Annotated in this window: 14 protein-coding genes; 11 read left to right on the forward strand and 3 right to left on the reverse strand. The window is 68.4% G+C overall.

The genetic code is table 11. The annotated features are described in order from the left end of the window. Positions 1-9: 9 nt before the first annotated feature. From IMW82_RS01210 to accD, 9 genes are all read left to right on the forward strand, one after another. Positions 10-1,041, forward strand: a complete 1,032-nt coding sequence (locus IMW82_RS01210; RefSeq protein WP_108471442.1) for an aspartate-semialdehyde dehydrogenase — start codon at positions 10-12, stop codon at positions 1,039-1,041. Between the two features lie 43 nt (positions 1,042-1,084). Further along, on the forward strand, positions 1,085-1,339 hold the full coding sequence (locus IMW82_RS01215) for a BREX-1 system adenine-specific DNA-methyltransferase PglX (protein WP_234411311.1): 255 nt from the start codon (positions 1,085-1,087) through the stop codon (positions 1,337-1,339). A gap of 176 nt (positions 1,340-1,515) precedes the next feature. Next, the gene (locus IMW82_RS01220) at positions 1,516-3,876 is read left to right on the forward strand and encodes a FimV/HubP family polar landmark protein (protein ID WP_108471440.1); all 2,361 of its coding nucleotides are present in this window, start codon (positions 1,516-1,518) and stop codon (positions 3,874-3,876) included. A 103-nt stretch (positions 3,877-3,979) separates the two neighbouring features. Then, the gene (gene truA / locus IMW82_RS01225) at positions 3,980-4,762 is read left to right on the forward strand and encodes a tRNA pseudouridine(38-40) synthase TruA (RefSeq protein ID WP_108471439.1); all 783 of its coding nucleotides are present in this window, start codon (positions 3,980-3,982) and stop codon (positions 4,760-4,762) included. Next, the gene (locus IMW82_RS01230; RefSeq protein WP_108471438.1) at positions 4,759-5,382 is read left to right on the forward strand and encodes a phosphoribosylanthranilate isomerase; all 624 of its coding nucleotides are present in this window, start codon (positions 4,759-4,761) and stop codon (positions 5,380-5,382) included. The genes truA and IMW82_RS01230 overlap by 4 nt, the downstream gene beginning before the upstream one ends. After that, entirely contained in the window at positions 5,379-6,392 is a 1,014-nt protein-coding gene (locus IMW82_RS01235; RefSeq protein WP_211003646.1) for a cupin-like domain-containing protein, read from the forward strand. The genes IMW82_RS01230 and IMW82_RS01235 overlap by 4 nt, the downstream gene beginning before the upstream one ends. A 72-nt stretch (positions 6,393-6,464) precedes the next feature. Continuing rightward, positions 6,465-7,676, forward strand: coding sequence for a tryptophan synthase subunit beta (trpB, locus tag IMW82_RS01240; RefSeq protein ID WP_211003647.1), 1,212 nt, complete (start codon positions 6,465-6,467; stop codon positions 7,674-7,676). Continuing rightward, entirely contained in the window at positions 7,673-8,473 is an 801-nt protein-coding gene (gene trpA / locus IMW82_RS01245) for a tryptophan synthase subunit alpha (protein WP_211003648.1), read from the forward strand. Before trpB ends, trpA begins: the two co-directional genes overlap by 4 nt. A 46-nt stretch (positions 8,474-8,519) precedes the next feature. Next, entirely contained in the window at positions 8,520-9,389 is an 870-nt protein-coding gene (accD, locus tag IMW82_RS01250) for an acetyl-CoA carboxylase, carboxyltransferase subunit beta (protein WP_211003649.1), read from the forward strand. Positions 9,390-9,393: 4 nt separating this feature from the next. On the opposite strand, the gene IMW82_RS17895 is transcribed toward accD, so the two are convergent. From IMW82_RS17895 to IMW82_RS01260, 3 genes are all read right to left on the reverse strand, one after another. After that, a complete protein-coding gene (locus IMW82_RS17895) occupies positions 9,394-9,522 on the reverse strand; it encodes a hypothetical protein (RefSeq protein ID WP_267895689.1) in 129 nt (42 codons plus the stop codon). Between the two features lie 295 nt (positions 9,523-9,817). Further along, a complete protein-coding gene (locus IMW82_RS01255; RefSeq protein WP_211003650.1) occupies positions 9,818-10,381 on the reverse strand; it encodes a phosphatase PAP2 family protein in 564 nt (187 codons plus the stop codon). After that, positions 10,350-11,510, reverse strand: coding sequence for a glycosyltransferase family 1 protein (locus IMW82_RS01260; protein ID WP_211003651.1), 1,161 nt, complete (start codon positions 11,508-11,510; stop codon positions 10,350-10,352). Before IMW82_RS01260 ends, IMW82_RS01255 begins: the two co-directional genes overlap by 32 nt. 145 nt (positions 11,511-11,655) lie before the next feature. Here IMW82_RS01260 and IMW82_RS01265 point away from each other — a divergent pair, with 145 nt between their 5' ends. Further along, the gene (locus IMW82_RS01265) at positions 11,656-12,093 is read left to right on the forward strand and encodes a DUF4399 domain-containing protein (RefSeq protein WP_211003652.1); all 438 of its coding nucleotides are present in this window, start codon (positions 11,656-11,658) and stop codon (positions 12,091-12,093) included. A gap of 85 nt (positions 12,094-12,178) precedes the next feature. Then, positions 12,179-13,579 (forward strand): glutamate--tRNA ligase, encoded by a 1,401-nt coding sequence (gltX, locus tag IMW82_RS01270; protein WP_211003653.1) that lies wholly within the window; start codon positions 12,179-12,181, stop codon positions 13,577-13,579. Positions 13,580-13,593: the final 14 nt, after the last annotated feature.

The raw sequence follows: 13,593 nt of genomic DNA on the forward strand, positions 1-13,593 counted from the left end.
ACAATCCCCATGAGTCAGAAGAGCAGTTACAAGGTCGCTATGGTCGGCGCCACCGGCGCGGTCGGCGAGACCCTGCTGGCGATCCTCGCCGAGCGCGAGTTCCCGGTCAGTGAGCTGGTGCCGCTGGCCAGCGAGCGTTCCGCCGGCGGCAAGGTCAGCTTCGCCGGCAAGGACATCACCGTGCAGCTGCTGGATACCTACGATTTCGCCGGCGTCGACATCGCGTTCTTCTCGGCCGGGGGCTCGGTCAGCCGCGTGCACGCACCGCGGGCGGCGGCGGCTGGCGCGGTGGTGATCGACAACACTTCCGAGTTCCGCTACCAGGACGACATCCCGCTGGTGATCAGCGAGGTCAATCCCCACGCGATCGCGCAGTACACCACGCGCGGCATCATCGCCAACCCGAACTGCTCGACCATGCAGATGCTCGTGGCGCTGGCGCCGATCCACCGCGCGGCGCAGATCGAGCGGATCAACGTGGCCACCTACCAGTCGGTTTCCGGCGCCGGCCGCAGCGGGATGGAGGAGCTGGGGCGGGAGACCGCGGCCCTGCTGAACTTCCAAAGCGTGGAGCCGGGCAAGAAATTCCCGGCCCAGATCGCGTTCAATGTGATTCCGCAGATCGACGACTTCCAGCCGAACGGCTACACCAAGGAGGAAATGAAGCTGGTGTGGGAGACCCGCAAGATCCTGGAGGACGAGTCGATTCAGGTGAACCCGACCGCGGTGCGCGTGCCGGTGTTCTATGGTCATTCCGAGGCGGTGCACATAGAGACCAGCGACAAGATCACCGCCGAGCAGGCCCGCGAGCTGCTGCGGCAGGCACCGGGCGTGGTGCTGGTGGACGAGCGCAAGCCGGGTGGCTATCCGACCCCGGTGGGCGAGGCGGCCGGCAACGACGCGGTGTACGTGGGGCGTATCCGCGAGGACATCTCGCACGAACGCGGGCTGGACCTGTGGATCGTCTCGGACAACATCCGCAAGGGCGCGGCGCTGAATGCGGTGCAGATCGCCGAACTGCTGATCGAGGATTATCTCTGAAATGCGTTTGATGCAACTCCTTGTACTTGCTGGATTTGTAATCGTGTCGACGGCCTGGGCCGGCGACCGGGCGAAGTCGTTGCCGGTCACGCCGGCGTTGGCAAAACCGCTGTCGACTGCCCGGCAGCAACTGGCCAGCAGCCAGGCCGAAGTGGAACAGCTGGAACAGGACCTCGGCCGGCAGGAATCGGACAGCCGGCGGGCCAGCGAACGGCTGCAGCAGCAGGACCAGGCCATCGCCGAGCTGCACAAACAACTGGACGAACTGCAGGCCGTGCCGGTCCCGGGTGCGGATTGAAAGTGCCGCTGTGGTGAGAACGCACCACAGCAATGCACTGCAAGTATTCGCTGCAGCTATTGTTGATTGGCCTGCATGTAACTAAAGTGGCACCTCGTTTGGGGTAGTGGCCGCCATTGCGGCAACGCCATGAATAAATTGAAGAGTCGCGCCAGGATCGTTCGGGGGAACATGCAATGAATCGTTCGTTGAAGTTGTCGATGCTGATCGCGCTGGCACTGGGCAGCAGCCAGGTCATGGCGGTCGACCTTGGCCAGATCCAGGTCAAATCGACGCTGGGGCAGCCGTTGCTGGCCGAGATCCCGCTGCATCCCGACAGTCCGGCGGAGTTGCAGGGTCTCACCGTCCAGCTGGCTTCCAGCGAGCAATTTGCGCGCGCAGGCATCGTCGGCGGGCGTACCTCGATCCCGCTGCATTTCAGCGTGGGCCAGGCCGGTGCCGGCCAGCCGGTCATCCGCATCACCAGCAGTACGCCGGTGGACGATCCCTTCCTCGACCTGTTGATCGAAGTGAACGGCAAGGCCGGCAAGAGCGTGCGCGAGTACGCCATCCTGCTCGATCCACCAAACGCACCGACGGCGACAGCTGCCGCCGTACCGGCCGTATCGGCGCCGAGCCAGCCGGCGCAACCTGCGAAGGCTCCGGCCGCGGCGCCGGTGGCCGCCCGGCCCAGCCCGGCAACACCCGCACGCGCGCCGGTCCCGAAGCCGAAGCCGGCTGCCCCGGCAGTCAGCAACGGCCACTACGGCCCGGTCGAGCGCGGCCAGACGCTGTCGAGCATCGCGCGCAGCGTGACGCCGGCTGGCGTGGACGCACAGCAAATGATGCTGGCGCTGCAGCAGGCCAACCCCGATGCGTTCTACCGCAGCAACATCAATGCGCTGAAGAGTGGCGCTGTGTTGCGCGTACCGACCTCGGCCGAGGCGCAGGCCATGACGATCGCCGCAGCCGCCGCCGAAGTGCGCCGGCAGAACAGCGACTGGCGAGCCGGCGTGCCGGGAAAACCCACGGTCGTGGCCGATGCCGCGACCCGCGCCACCAGTTCTGCGGCGCCCGCCAGCGCGCCGGATACCGGCGACCGGCTTGCGCTGGTGCCGGCGAAGGAAGGCAGCGCTGCCGGAATCCGCGGCAGCGGTGCGGGTGACAAGTCCAGCGCCAGCCTTCGCCAGGACCTGATGCGCACCCGCGAAAGCCTGGCCAGCCTGCAGCAGCAGGGTACCGATCTGAAGACCCGCCTGAAGGATCTGGCGGACATCAACAGCAAGAATGAGCGTTTGCTGTCGCTGAAGGACAACGAGATCGCCGAGCTGCAGGCCAAGCTGGCTGCCGCGCGCAAGGCGGCCGGCATGCCGCCGGCCGCGACGACCAGCACGGCAAAGGTTGCCGCGGCGACCGTGCCGGCGGCGGCAAGCCGCCTGGAAACCGCCACCGCCACCGCCAGCACTGCCGCCCATGCGGTTGCGGCGCCGGTTGCCGCCCACTCGGCGGCGACAGCCGCGCCGGCTGCTGCGTCCAGCCCGGCCAGCACGCCGGTCAGCGGGGCCTCCGTGGTGACCACGCCCATCGCCGCGACACCAGCGCCGGCCAAGCCGGTGGAGAAGCCTGCCAGGCTGCCATCGGCCAGCACGCCAGCGGTCGAGCAGCCGTGGTACATGCAGACCTGGGCCTGGGCGGCCGGGGCCGGCGCGATCGTGCTGCTGATCCTGCTGGCCATGCTTGGTCGTCGGCGCAAGCCGGGCGCCGACGCAGCGAAGGCTTCGTCGTCGCTGGCGGATCGTTTCGGTTCGCCATCCGCTGGTCAGGACCTCCCCGGCGATGACATCGACCAGGACGAATTGCTCGACCAATTGGCCGAACACCCCGACGACATCGGCCTGCACCTGGAACTGGTCACCTTGTACTACTCGCGCCGCGACGTCGAGCATTTCGAGGCGGCAGCCGAGGCGATGCACGCCCATATCACCGACCCGCAGCAGGACGAGTGGCAGGACGTGCTGCACATGGGCGAGGACCTGGTGCCCGGCCACCCGCTGTTCGACCACCACGCCGAACCGGCGGCGCATGACGATGCCGAGGCGCGCGGCGAGTTCAACATCGACGACTATGCCGATCAGAACGATGCACCTGCGGGGGTCTCCTCGATGCCGCCGTTGCCGCCGAACGGGCCGAAACCCGTCAGCGAGTACAACTTCAACTTCGACCTGACCCGGGCCGTCGCCGAGCCGGCGTCCCGCGCCGCGCCGACGGCGGACGATGCTGCCGTGGTTGCACCGCTGGCGTCGAGCAAGCCGGCGCCCGCCGTACCGGCGTCGAACTGGCATTTCGATGAAGAAGGCGGCACGCCGCTGCCGACCGGCCCGGGTCATGAGCTGGACGAGTTCAACGACGACCCGGTGGACACCAAGCTCGACCTGGCACGTGCCTACATCGACATGGGCGACGCCGAAGGCGCGCGCGCCATGCTCGGCGAGGTGGTCAAGGAAGGCACCCAGATGCAGAAGGACGCCGCCAAGCGCCTGCTCGACAGCCTGCACTGAGTCGCGCGGCACCTTTCGCGGGATGCATCGGGCCGGCTTTTGCCGGCCCGATGCCGTTGCGGCCTGCTAATCTTTCTTTTTCGGCGAATCTCTGCACGACTCCATGCGTATTGCCCTGGGCATCGAATACGACGGTACCGATTTCAGCGGCTGGCAGCGCCTGAAGACGGATGTCAGCGTGCAGGGCGTGCTGGAGCAGGCGCTGTCGAAGGTCGCCGACCATCCGGTGGAAGTCAGCTGCGCGGGGCGCACCGACGCTGGCGTGCATGGCCGCTGCCAGGTGGTGCATTTCGACACCGAGGCACGCCGCGACATGCGCGGCTGGGTACTCGGCGGCTGTTCCAACCTGCCGGCCAGCGTGGCGGTGCTGTGGGCGCAGCCGGTGCTGGACAGCTTCCACGCGCGTTACGCGGCGCGCAGCCGGCGTTATCGCTACCACATCCTCAACCGGCCGGTGCGCGCGGCGCTGGATGCGCGCTACGTCACCTGGGAGCGCCTGCCGCTGGATGCCGCGCGCATGCACGAAGCCGCGCAGGCACTGCTGGGGGAACACGATTTCAGTGCATTCCGTGCCTTGTCCTGCCAGGCCGCGCACCCGCGCCGCAGCGTGCTGGCAGTCGGCGTGCGGCGCGAGGGCGAACAGCTGTTCGTCGAGATCGAGGCGAACGCGTTCCTGCATCACATGGTGCGCAATATCGTCGGCTCGCTGCTGCTGATCGGTCGCGGCGAGCAGCCGGTCGCATGGATGGCCGAGCTGCTGGCCCGCTGCGACCGCCAGGTGGCCGGGCCGACCGCGCCGGCTTCTGGGTTGACCTTCATCGGCCCGCGCTATGAAGTGCACTGGGGCCTGCCGGCCGAGGTCTGCCTGATGGGAGCCGGCAAATGATCCGCATCAAGTGCTGCGGCATGACCCGGGTTGGTGACGCGCAGCTCGCCGCGCGGCTCGGCGCCGACGCGATCGGGCTGGTGTTCACCGCACGCAGCCGGCGGCAGGTGACGCTGGCGCGGGCACGCGAGATCGTGGCGGCGCTGCCGCCGTTCGTGGCTACCGTCGCCTTGTTCATGGACGACGAGCCGGGCCTGGTGCGGCAGGTGCTCGATGACGTGCGGCCCACCCTGCTGCAGTTTCACGGCAGCGAGAGCGATGCCTGGTGCGCGCAGTTCGGCCATCCGTTCCTGAAGGCCATCGCGATGGGCGAGGGCGTGGCGGCGTTGCCGCGGCTGCGGGAGTACCCGCGCGCCGCAGGCCTGCTGCTGGACGGCCACGCGGCAGGCGAGGCCGGTGGCAGCGGCCGGACCTTCGACTGGTCGCTGTTGCCCAGCGATCTGGCGCAGCCGCTGATCCTTGCCGGCGGCCTGCACGCCGGCAACGTGGGCGCGGCCGTGCGTGCGGCGCGGCCGTGGGCGGTGGACGTGGCCAGCGGGGTGGAGTCGGCACCGGGGATCAAGGACCCGACCCGGCTGGAAGCCTTCATCCGCGCGGTGCGCGAGGCGGATGCGGCGTGAGCGGCGCGCCGGTCGCCATCGAGGAATGCCGCGATGGCGACGGGTCGTTCGCCCTTGCCGACCTGGTCGGTCGCGCCCGTCCGCTGGTGATCCGCGGTCTGTGCCGCGACTGGCCGATGGTGGCCTGGGCGCGGCAGTCGGACGATGCCTTCGCCCGCGAGCTGGCGCGGCGGGACAACGGCAGCGAGGTCGATGCGCTGCTGTTGCCGCCGGGCGAGGGTGGGGTGATCGGCTACAACGCGGCGTTCGACGGCTTCAACTACGAGCACCACCGCGTCTCGATCGGCCAGGGCCTGCAGCGGCTGGCGCAGTACAGCCGTCAGCCGGGTGCACCGGGGCTGGCGATGCAGAGCGCGCTGATCGCCGAGTGCCTGCCGGGGTTGCTGGATGATCACGCCATTCCGTTCCTCGACCGCAGCATCCAGCCGCGCATCTGGATCGGCAACCGGGTCACCACGCCGGCGCATTTCGACGAGTACCACAACGTCGCCTGCGTGGTGTGCGGTGTCCGGCGCTTCACCCTGTTCGCGCCGGAACAGGCGCGCAACCTGTACGTCGGGCCGCTGGATTTCGCGCCCACCGGCGCGGCGATCGGCATCGCCCGGCTCGACCGCCCCGACGATCCGCGCTATCCCCGCCTGAAACTGGCGCTGGCCGAAGCGCAGGTGGCGGAGTTGCATCCGGGTGATGCGATCTACATCCCACCGCTGTGGTGGCACCACGTGGAATCCCTGCAGCGGATCAATGCGCTGGTGAATTACTGGTGGCGGCCAGTGCCCGCGGCCGGTCATGCGCCGGACACCGCGCTGGGCTGCCTGATGCACTGCATCCTCGCCTTCCGCTCGCTGCCGCCGACGGAACGGGCGGCGTGGAGGGAGCTGCTGGACTACTACGTGTTCGGCGACGAGGATCCCGCCGCACACTTGCCCGTCAACCGGCGCGGCATCCTCGGCCCGCTCACGCCCGCGCAACTGGCCGAGGCCAGGGCTTCGGTCCGCCGCTATCTGTGACCCCATTTGCCCGGGCTTGCCGCTAAGATGACCGCTTGCCGCAGTGCGGCATGCCCTTCCCCGAGTGACCAGATGAGCAAGATCGTGGACTACAACGCTTACCCCGACGCGCACGGCCGCTTCGGCAACTACGGCGGCAGTTACGTGGCCGAGACCCTGATGGCGCCGCTGGCCGAGCTGACCGAAGCCTACCTGCGCCTGCGCGAGGATCCGGCCTTCATCGCCGAACTCGACCGCGACCTGAAGCACTACGTCGGACGGCCCAGCCCGATCTACCACGCCGAACGGCTGTCGAAGCACGTCGGTGGCGCGCGCATCTTGTTCAAGCGCGAAGACCTCAACCATACCGGCGCGCACAAGATCAACAACACCGTGGGCCAGGCGCTGGTCGCGCGCAACATGGGCAAGACCCGCATCATCGCCGAGACCGGCGCCGGCCAGCACGGCGTGGCCAGCGCCACGGTGGCGGCGCGGCTGGGCCTGAAATGCGTGGTCTACATGGGCGCGGTGGACATCGAGCGGCAGAAGATCAACGTCTACCGCATGAAGCTGCTCGGCGCCGAGGTGGTGCCGGTCACTTCCGGCTCGAAGACGCTGAAGGACGCGCTGAACGAGGCGATGCGCGACTGGGTCACCAACGTGGCCGACACCTTCTACATCATCGGCACCGTGGCCGGGCCGCATCCGTACCCGCTGATGGTGCGTGACTTCAACGCGATCGTCGGCCGCGAGGCGCGCGCGCAGATGCTCGAAGAGTATGGCCGCCTGCCCGACGTGCTGACCGCCTGCGTCGGCGGCGGCTCCAACGCGATCGGCCTGTTCCATGCCTTTCTCAACGACGCCAGCGTGCGCATCGTGGGCGCCGAAGCGGCGGGCGAGGGCATCGCGACGGGTCATCACGCGGCCTCGCTGGCCGCCGGCCGTCCCGGCGTGCTGCACGGCAACCGCACCTACGTGCTGTGCGACGACAACGGCCAGATCACCGAGACGCATTCGGTCTCGGCCGGCCTGGACTATCCCGGCGTCGGCCCCGAGCATGCGTTCCTGAAGGACGCCGGCCGCGCCGACTACGTCGGCATCACCGACGACGAGGCGCTGGAAGCGTTCCACCTGCTGGCGCGCACCGAAGGCATCCTGGCCGCGCTGGAATCCAGCCACGCGGTGGCGCAGGCGATCAAGCTGGCGCGCGAGTATCCGCAGGACGGCATCGTGCTGTGCAATCTCTCCGGCCGCGGCGACAAGGACGTGCATACGATCGCCGCGCGCGAAGGAGTCGAGGTATGAGCCGTATCGACCGTCGCTTCGCCGCACTGAAGGCTGCCCATCGCACTGGCTTGATCCCGTTCGTCACCGCGGGCGACCCGTCGCCGCAGCACATGGTGGCGTTGATGCATGCATTGGTCGACGCCGGCGCCGACCTGATCGAGCTGGGCGTGCCGTTCTCCGACCCGATGGCGGACGGCCCGGTGATCCAGCACGCCAGCGAGCGGGCGATCGCGAAAGGCGTGGGCCTGGCCGACGTGCTGGGCTGGGTCGCTGCGTTCCGCCAGCGCGATGCGGACACGCCGATCGTGCTGATGGGTTATCTGAATCCGGTCGAGATTCACGGCTACGCGCGCTTCGCGCAGGAGGCCGTGCAGGCCGGCGTCGACGGCGTGCTGCTGGTCGATTGCCCGCTGGAAGAATCCGCCGTGCTGCAGCCGCTGCGCGACGCCGGGCTGCAGCAGATCCTGCTCGCCGCACCCACCACCGAACCCTCGCGTATGGCGCAGTTGTGCGGTTCGGCGGAGGGTTTCCTGTACTATGTCTCGTTCGCCGGCATCACCGGTGCGGCACACTTGAGCACCGGCGACATCGCGGTGCGCGTGGCCGATATCCGCGCCCGCTCGAAGGCGCCGGTGGCGGTGGGCTTCGGCATTCGCGATGCAGCGAGCGCAAGGGCGATCGCCGGTTTCGCCGATGCGGTGGTGATCGGCAGCGCGCTGGTGGACAAGCTGGCCGGCGCGACGGATGCCGACGACGTTGCTGGACGGGTTCGCGCGTTTCTCGCACCGATCCGCAGCGCGCTCGACGCGCATTGAACAATACGCTGCCCAGGGCGGCGCGCACGAACGGTGGGGTGATGCAATGAACTGGCTGCAGAAAATCATGAACCCGCGCACCCGCCCGCAGAGTCCGAACGGCGGCAAGGGCTCGGTGCCCGAGGGCGTGTGGGAGAAGTGCGGCGGTTGCGGCACCGTGCTGTACCGGCCGGAGCTGGAGCGCAACCTGATGGTCTGCCCCAAGTGCGGACATCATCACTACATCAGCGCGCGTGCGCGACTGGGCGCGTTGTTGGATGAAGGTTCCGCGCAGGAACTGTGGGCCAGCCTGGAGCCGACCGATCCGCTGAAGTTCCGCGATACCAAGAAGTACCGCGACCGCATCGTCGCCACCCAGAAGAAGCTCGGCGAAAAGGATGCGATGGTCGCGATGAGCGGCCGGCTCAAGGGCCGTCCGCTGATGGCGACGGCATTCGAGTTCGCCTACATGGGCGGCTCGATGGGTTCGGTGGTCGGCGAGAAATTCGCCCGCGCCGCCGAACGCGCACTGGCCGACCGGAGCGCATTGGTGTGCTTCTCCGCCACCGGCGGCGCGCGCATGCAGGAGGCGCTGTTCTCGCTGATGCAGATGGCCAAGACCTCGGCCGCGCTGGCGCGCCTGCGCGATGCCGGCGTGCCGTACATCAGCGTGCTGACCAACCCCACCACCGGCGGCGTCTCGGCCAGCCTGGCGATGCTGGGCGACATCAACATCGGCGAGCCGAAGGCGCTGATCGGCTTCGCCGGCCCGCGCGTGATCGAGCAGACCGTGCGCGAGACCTTGCCGGAAGGCTTCCAGCGTTCGGAGTTCCTGCTCGAGCACGGCGCGATCGACCTGATCGTCGACCGCCGCGAGATGCGCGACAAGCTGGCCGACCTGTTCGGCATCCTGATGAAGGCGCCGCGCGCAGCCTGACCGGTCATGCTTGCTGCAGCAATGCGATGCCGCCTTCGGGCGGCATCGTCGTTTGTGCGACCGGGTTTTCCACAGCCGCTGTGGAAGCGTGTTGGTAAAGCCTGTGGACAAGCGTCGCCGGGCGCTTTTCCATCAGACACTTGCTACATGTTGCGCAGGGATTGCGCAGCGCCGCCCGTCGCGTCGATTGTCGGCATGCGTGTTTTCCACAGCGATGGTGGGTGTCTTCTGTACAAGCCTGTGGACAAGCGGGGCGTGCGCCATTGTCGACAGGCACTTGGCACGCATTGCGGTTTTTTTGCGCAGCGGCGCGAAGTTCTCCACAGCGATTGTGGAACGCGCGTGGCAAAGCCTGTGGACAAGTAGGCTATCTGGCTGAGTGCAAAGGGAACGCCGACGGCGTGCGCAGAAGCTGCGCAGCGTCGGGTTCAGAGCGGCGCCGCGATCAACCAGATCGAGGCGCCGCCGAGGCCGCTGCCGATCATGATGGCGGCCAGCACGTCGCTGGGGTAGTGCAGGCCGAGGATCACCCGCGACGCGGCGACCAGCGCGGTGAAGCCCAGCAGCAGCGGCGCCAGCGACGGATACCAGGCCAGCGCCACGATGCTGAAGCCCACCGCCTGCAAGGTGTGCCCGGACGGGAAGCTGAACTCGTCCAGCGGCGGCACGTGCGCGATCACGCCGGGACAGGCGCGGTAGGGACGCGGACGGCGCGTCCAGCGCTTCAGCAGGCGATACAGCAGCAGGGCGGCGAGTCCGGTGACCGCCATGTGCGCGGCCGCGGTGATCCCGCGCTGACCGCCGAGCACGGCCAGCGCAACCATCAGTGCGTACCAGAACACGCCGTCGCCGAGCCGGCTGACGATGCCGAAGAACAGACCGACCAGGCGCCGGGCGCCCCAGTGGTTGGCGATCACGCAGACGCGTCGGTCCAGCGCGAAACGCGGCCCGGGAAGAAGTTCAGACGCGGGCAGCGATGGAGGCGTGTTCATGCAGGTTCTCCTCGGCCATGTCGCGCAGCAGGGTTTCGAAATCGCGGATCACCGCATCCGGCGAAAGCCCGGCCATACCGGTGTGGGCGGCGCGGCCCATGTGCCGGATCAGCGCCGGATTGCCGGCAAGTTTCGCGGCCGCCTCGATGAAGGCCGCTGCGTTGCCCGATGCGATGCAATAACCGTTGACGCCATCGACGAGATGCTCGCGCGCGGCACCTTCGGCATACGCCACCACCGGCAGGCCGGCGGCCAGCGCCTCGATGATCACGTTGCCGAAGGTCTCGCTGAGGCTGGGGAACGGGAACAGGTCCGCGCTGGCGTAGTGCCGTGCCAGTGCCTCGCCGCGTTGCACGCCGGCGAAGATGAAATCCGGATGCGCGGCCTGCAGCGCGTCGCGGGCCGGGCCGTCGCCGACCCATACGTAGCGCGCCTGTGGCACCTGCTGGCGGATCGCGCGAAAGGCCTGCACCGCCAGGTCGAGATTCTTCTCCGGCGCAATGCGCCCGACGTACAGCACCACCGGCGTGGCCGCGTCCACGCCCCAGTCGGCGCGCAAGGCTTCATCGCGCCGGTTCGGGTGGAACAGCTGCGTATCCACCGCGCGGCGCAACAGGCAGGCGTTGGTGATGCCCATGGCGTGCAGCTCCTGTGCGAGTGCATTGGTCGGCACCAGCGTGGCGGCAGCACGCTGGTGGAAGCGGCGCAGGTAGCCGCGTACCAGCGGCGTGAGCAGGCCCAGGCCGTAGTGGCTGACGTAGCTGTCGAAGCGGGTATGGAAGCCGCTGCTGAGCGGGATGCCCAGTCGCCTGGCCGCACGCGTGGCCGACCAGCCGAGTGGTCCCTCCGTGGCGACGTAGACCGCATCGGGGCGCTGCTTCGACCAGTGCTCGCGCAGCGTGCGGCCGGCCGGCAGGCCGAAACGCAGGCCCGGATAACGGGGCAGGGCGCCGCCGCGCAGTTCGAGCGCGTCGATGCCGGCTTCATCGCTGTAGGGCTGCGGTTGGCGCGGGCGGATCAGGTCGATGCTGTGGCCGCGCGCGGCGAGTCCGGCGGCGAGGCTGTGCACGGTCAGGGCGACGCCGTTGATTTCCGGTGGATAGGTTTCGCTGACGATGCCGATGCGCATGACGATACCCGTGCTGGCTGGGCGCAGCTTCGCCGACCAGCGTTGCGGCGGCGTGGCGGGTGCATGACGTCGCGGTGACGTTGCGGGTGCCCTGGGGGCGCCGCAGCGCTTACACTGGGCCATCCTTCACCGCTGGAGACCGACGATGAAACGCATCCTGCTCGCACTTGCCCTGAGCGGACTGACCGGCGCCGCGCTGGCTGCCGACGCTCCCGCCGGTCTTCCGGTCACCGCGGCGCCGACCGGGGCCGAGGCCTACATCATCTCGCCCGCCAACGGTGCCACCGTGGGCCAGGACGTCACCGTGCGTTTCGGCCTCAAGGGCATGGGCGTGGCGCCGGCCGGGGTGACCAAGGAACACACCGGCCACCATCACCTGCTGGTCGACGTGAAGGAGCTGCCTGCTGCAGGCCAGCCGATCCCGAACGACGCCAACCACCTCCACTTCGGCGGCGGCCAGACCCAGACCATGCTGAAGCTAGCCCCGGGCACGCATACCCTGCAGCTGGAACTGGGCGACCAGAACCACGTGCCGTTCGAGCCGGCAGTGGTGTCGAAGAAGATCACCATCCACGTGAAGTGATCCCGTGTGAAGCGGGCGGTTCGCGGGCTGCAGGCGGCAGATCGGTTAAAATCGGCAGCTTCGCTCTCACGCTGCCGATATCCCGATGACCGTCCGCACCCGCTTCGCCCCCAGCCCCACCGGTTTCCTGCATATCGGCGGCGCGCGCACCGCGCTGTACTGCTGGCTGGAATCGCGTCGTCGCGGCGGTGAGTTCATCCTGCGCATCGAGGATACCGACCGCGAGCGCTCCACCGACGAGGCGGTGCAGGCGATCCTCGACGCGATGCACTGGCTTGACCTCGACGCCGACGAAGGCCCGTTCTACCAGACGCAACGGCTGGCGCGGTACAAGCAGGTCGCCGACGAGCTGGTCGCCGCCGGCAAGGCGTACTACGCCTACGAGAGCAAGGAAGAGATCGAGGCGATGCGTGAGGCGGCCATGAAGGCGGGCGAGAAGCCGCGCTACAACGGCCATTACCGCGATCGCAACGAAGCGTACCGGGACGACCCCAACCGGGTGATCCGCTTCAGGAACCCGAGCGAAGGTTCGGTGGTGTTCGAGGACAAGGTGAAGGGCCGCATCGAATGGGCCAACAGCGAACTGGACGACCTGGTGATCTTCCGCTCCGACGGCTGGCCCACCTACAACTTCGCCGTGGTGGTCGACGACATCGACATGGGCATCACCGAGGTGATCCGTGGCGACGACCACGTCAACAACACGCCGCGGCAGATCAACATCTATCACGCGCTCGGCGCCAAGGTGCCGGAGTTTGCGCACCTGCCGATGATCCTGGACAAGGAAGGCAAGAAGCTGTCCAAGCGCACCAACTCGGTCAGCGTGATGGAGTACCGCGCCGACGGCTTCCTGCCGCACGCGATCCTGAACTATCTGGTGCGCCTCGGCTGGTCGCACGGCGACCAGGAAATCTTCTCGCGCGAGGAGATGATCGCGCTGTTCGACATCGCCGACGTCAACAAGGCCGCTTCGCGCTTCGACACCGAGAAGCTCGCCTGGCTCAACCAGCACTACCTGAAGACCGACGAACCGCAGTCGCTGGCCGCCGAGTTCGAGTGGCACCTGCAGCGCGCCGGCGTCGACACGTCGCACGGCCCGGCGCCGTTCGACGTGATCGTGGCGCTGCGCGACCGCGTGCACACGCTGAAGGAAATGGCCGAGCGCGCGAAGATCTGGTACGCGCCGATCGCCGAATGGGACGACAAGGCGGTCGCCAAGCACCTGAAGAACGACAGCGCGGTTGCCGTGCTCGACGCGGCCAGGACCATGCTGGCCGGGTGCGAATGGCAGCCGGAGCCGATCCACCAGGTGATCGAGCAGGTTGCCGCGAAACTTGAGCTGGGCATGGGCAGGATCGCGCAGCCGCTGCGGGTGGCGATGACCGGCACCCAGGTCTCGCCGTCGATCGAGCACACGATCTACCTGGCCGGCCGCGACGAGGCGCTCAGGCGCGTCGACGCCGCGATCGTCATCGCGCGGGGATGACCCGGCGATGACGC

Source organism: Rhodanobacter sp. B2A1Ga4 (genome assembly GCF_018101315.1).
Lineage (GTDB): Bacteria > Pseudomonadota > Gammaproteobacteria > Xanthomonadales > Rhodanobacteraceae > Rhodanobacter > Rhodanobacter thiooxydans_A.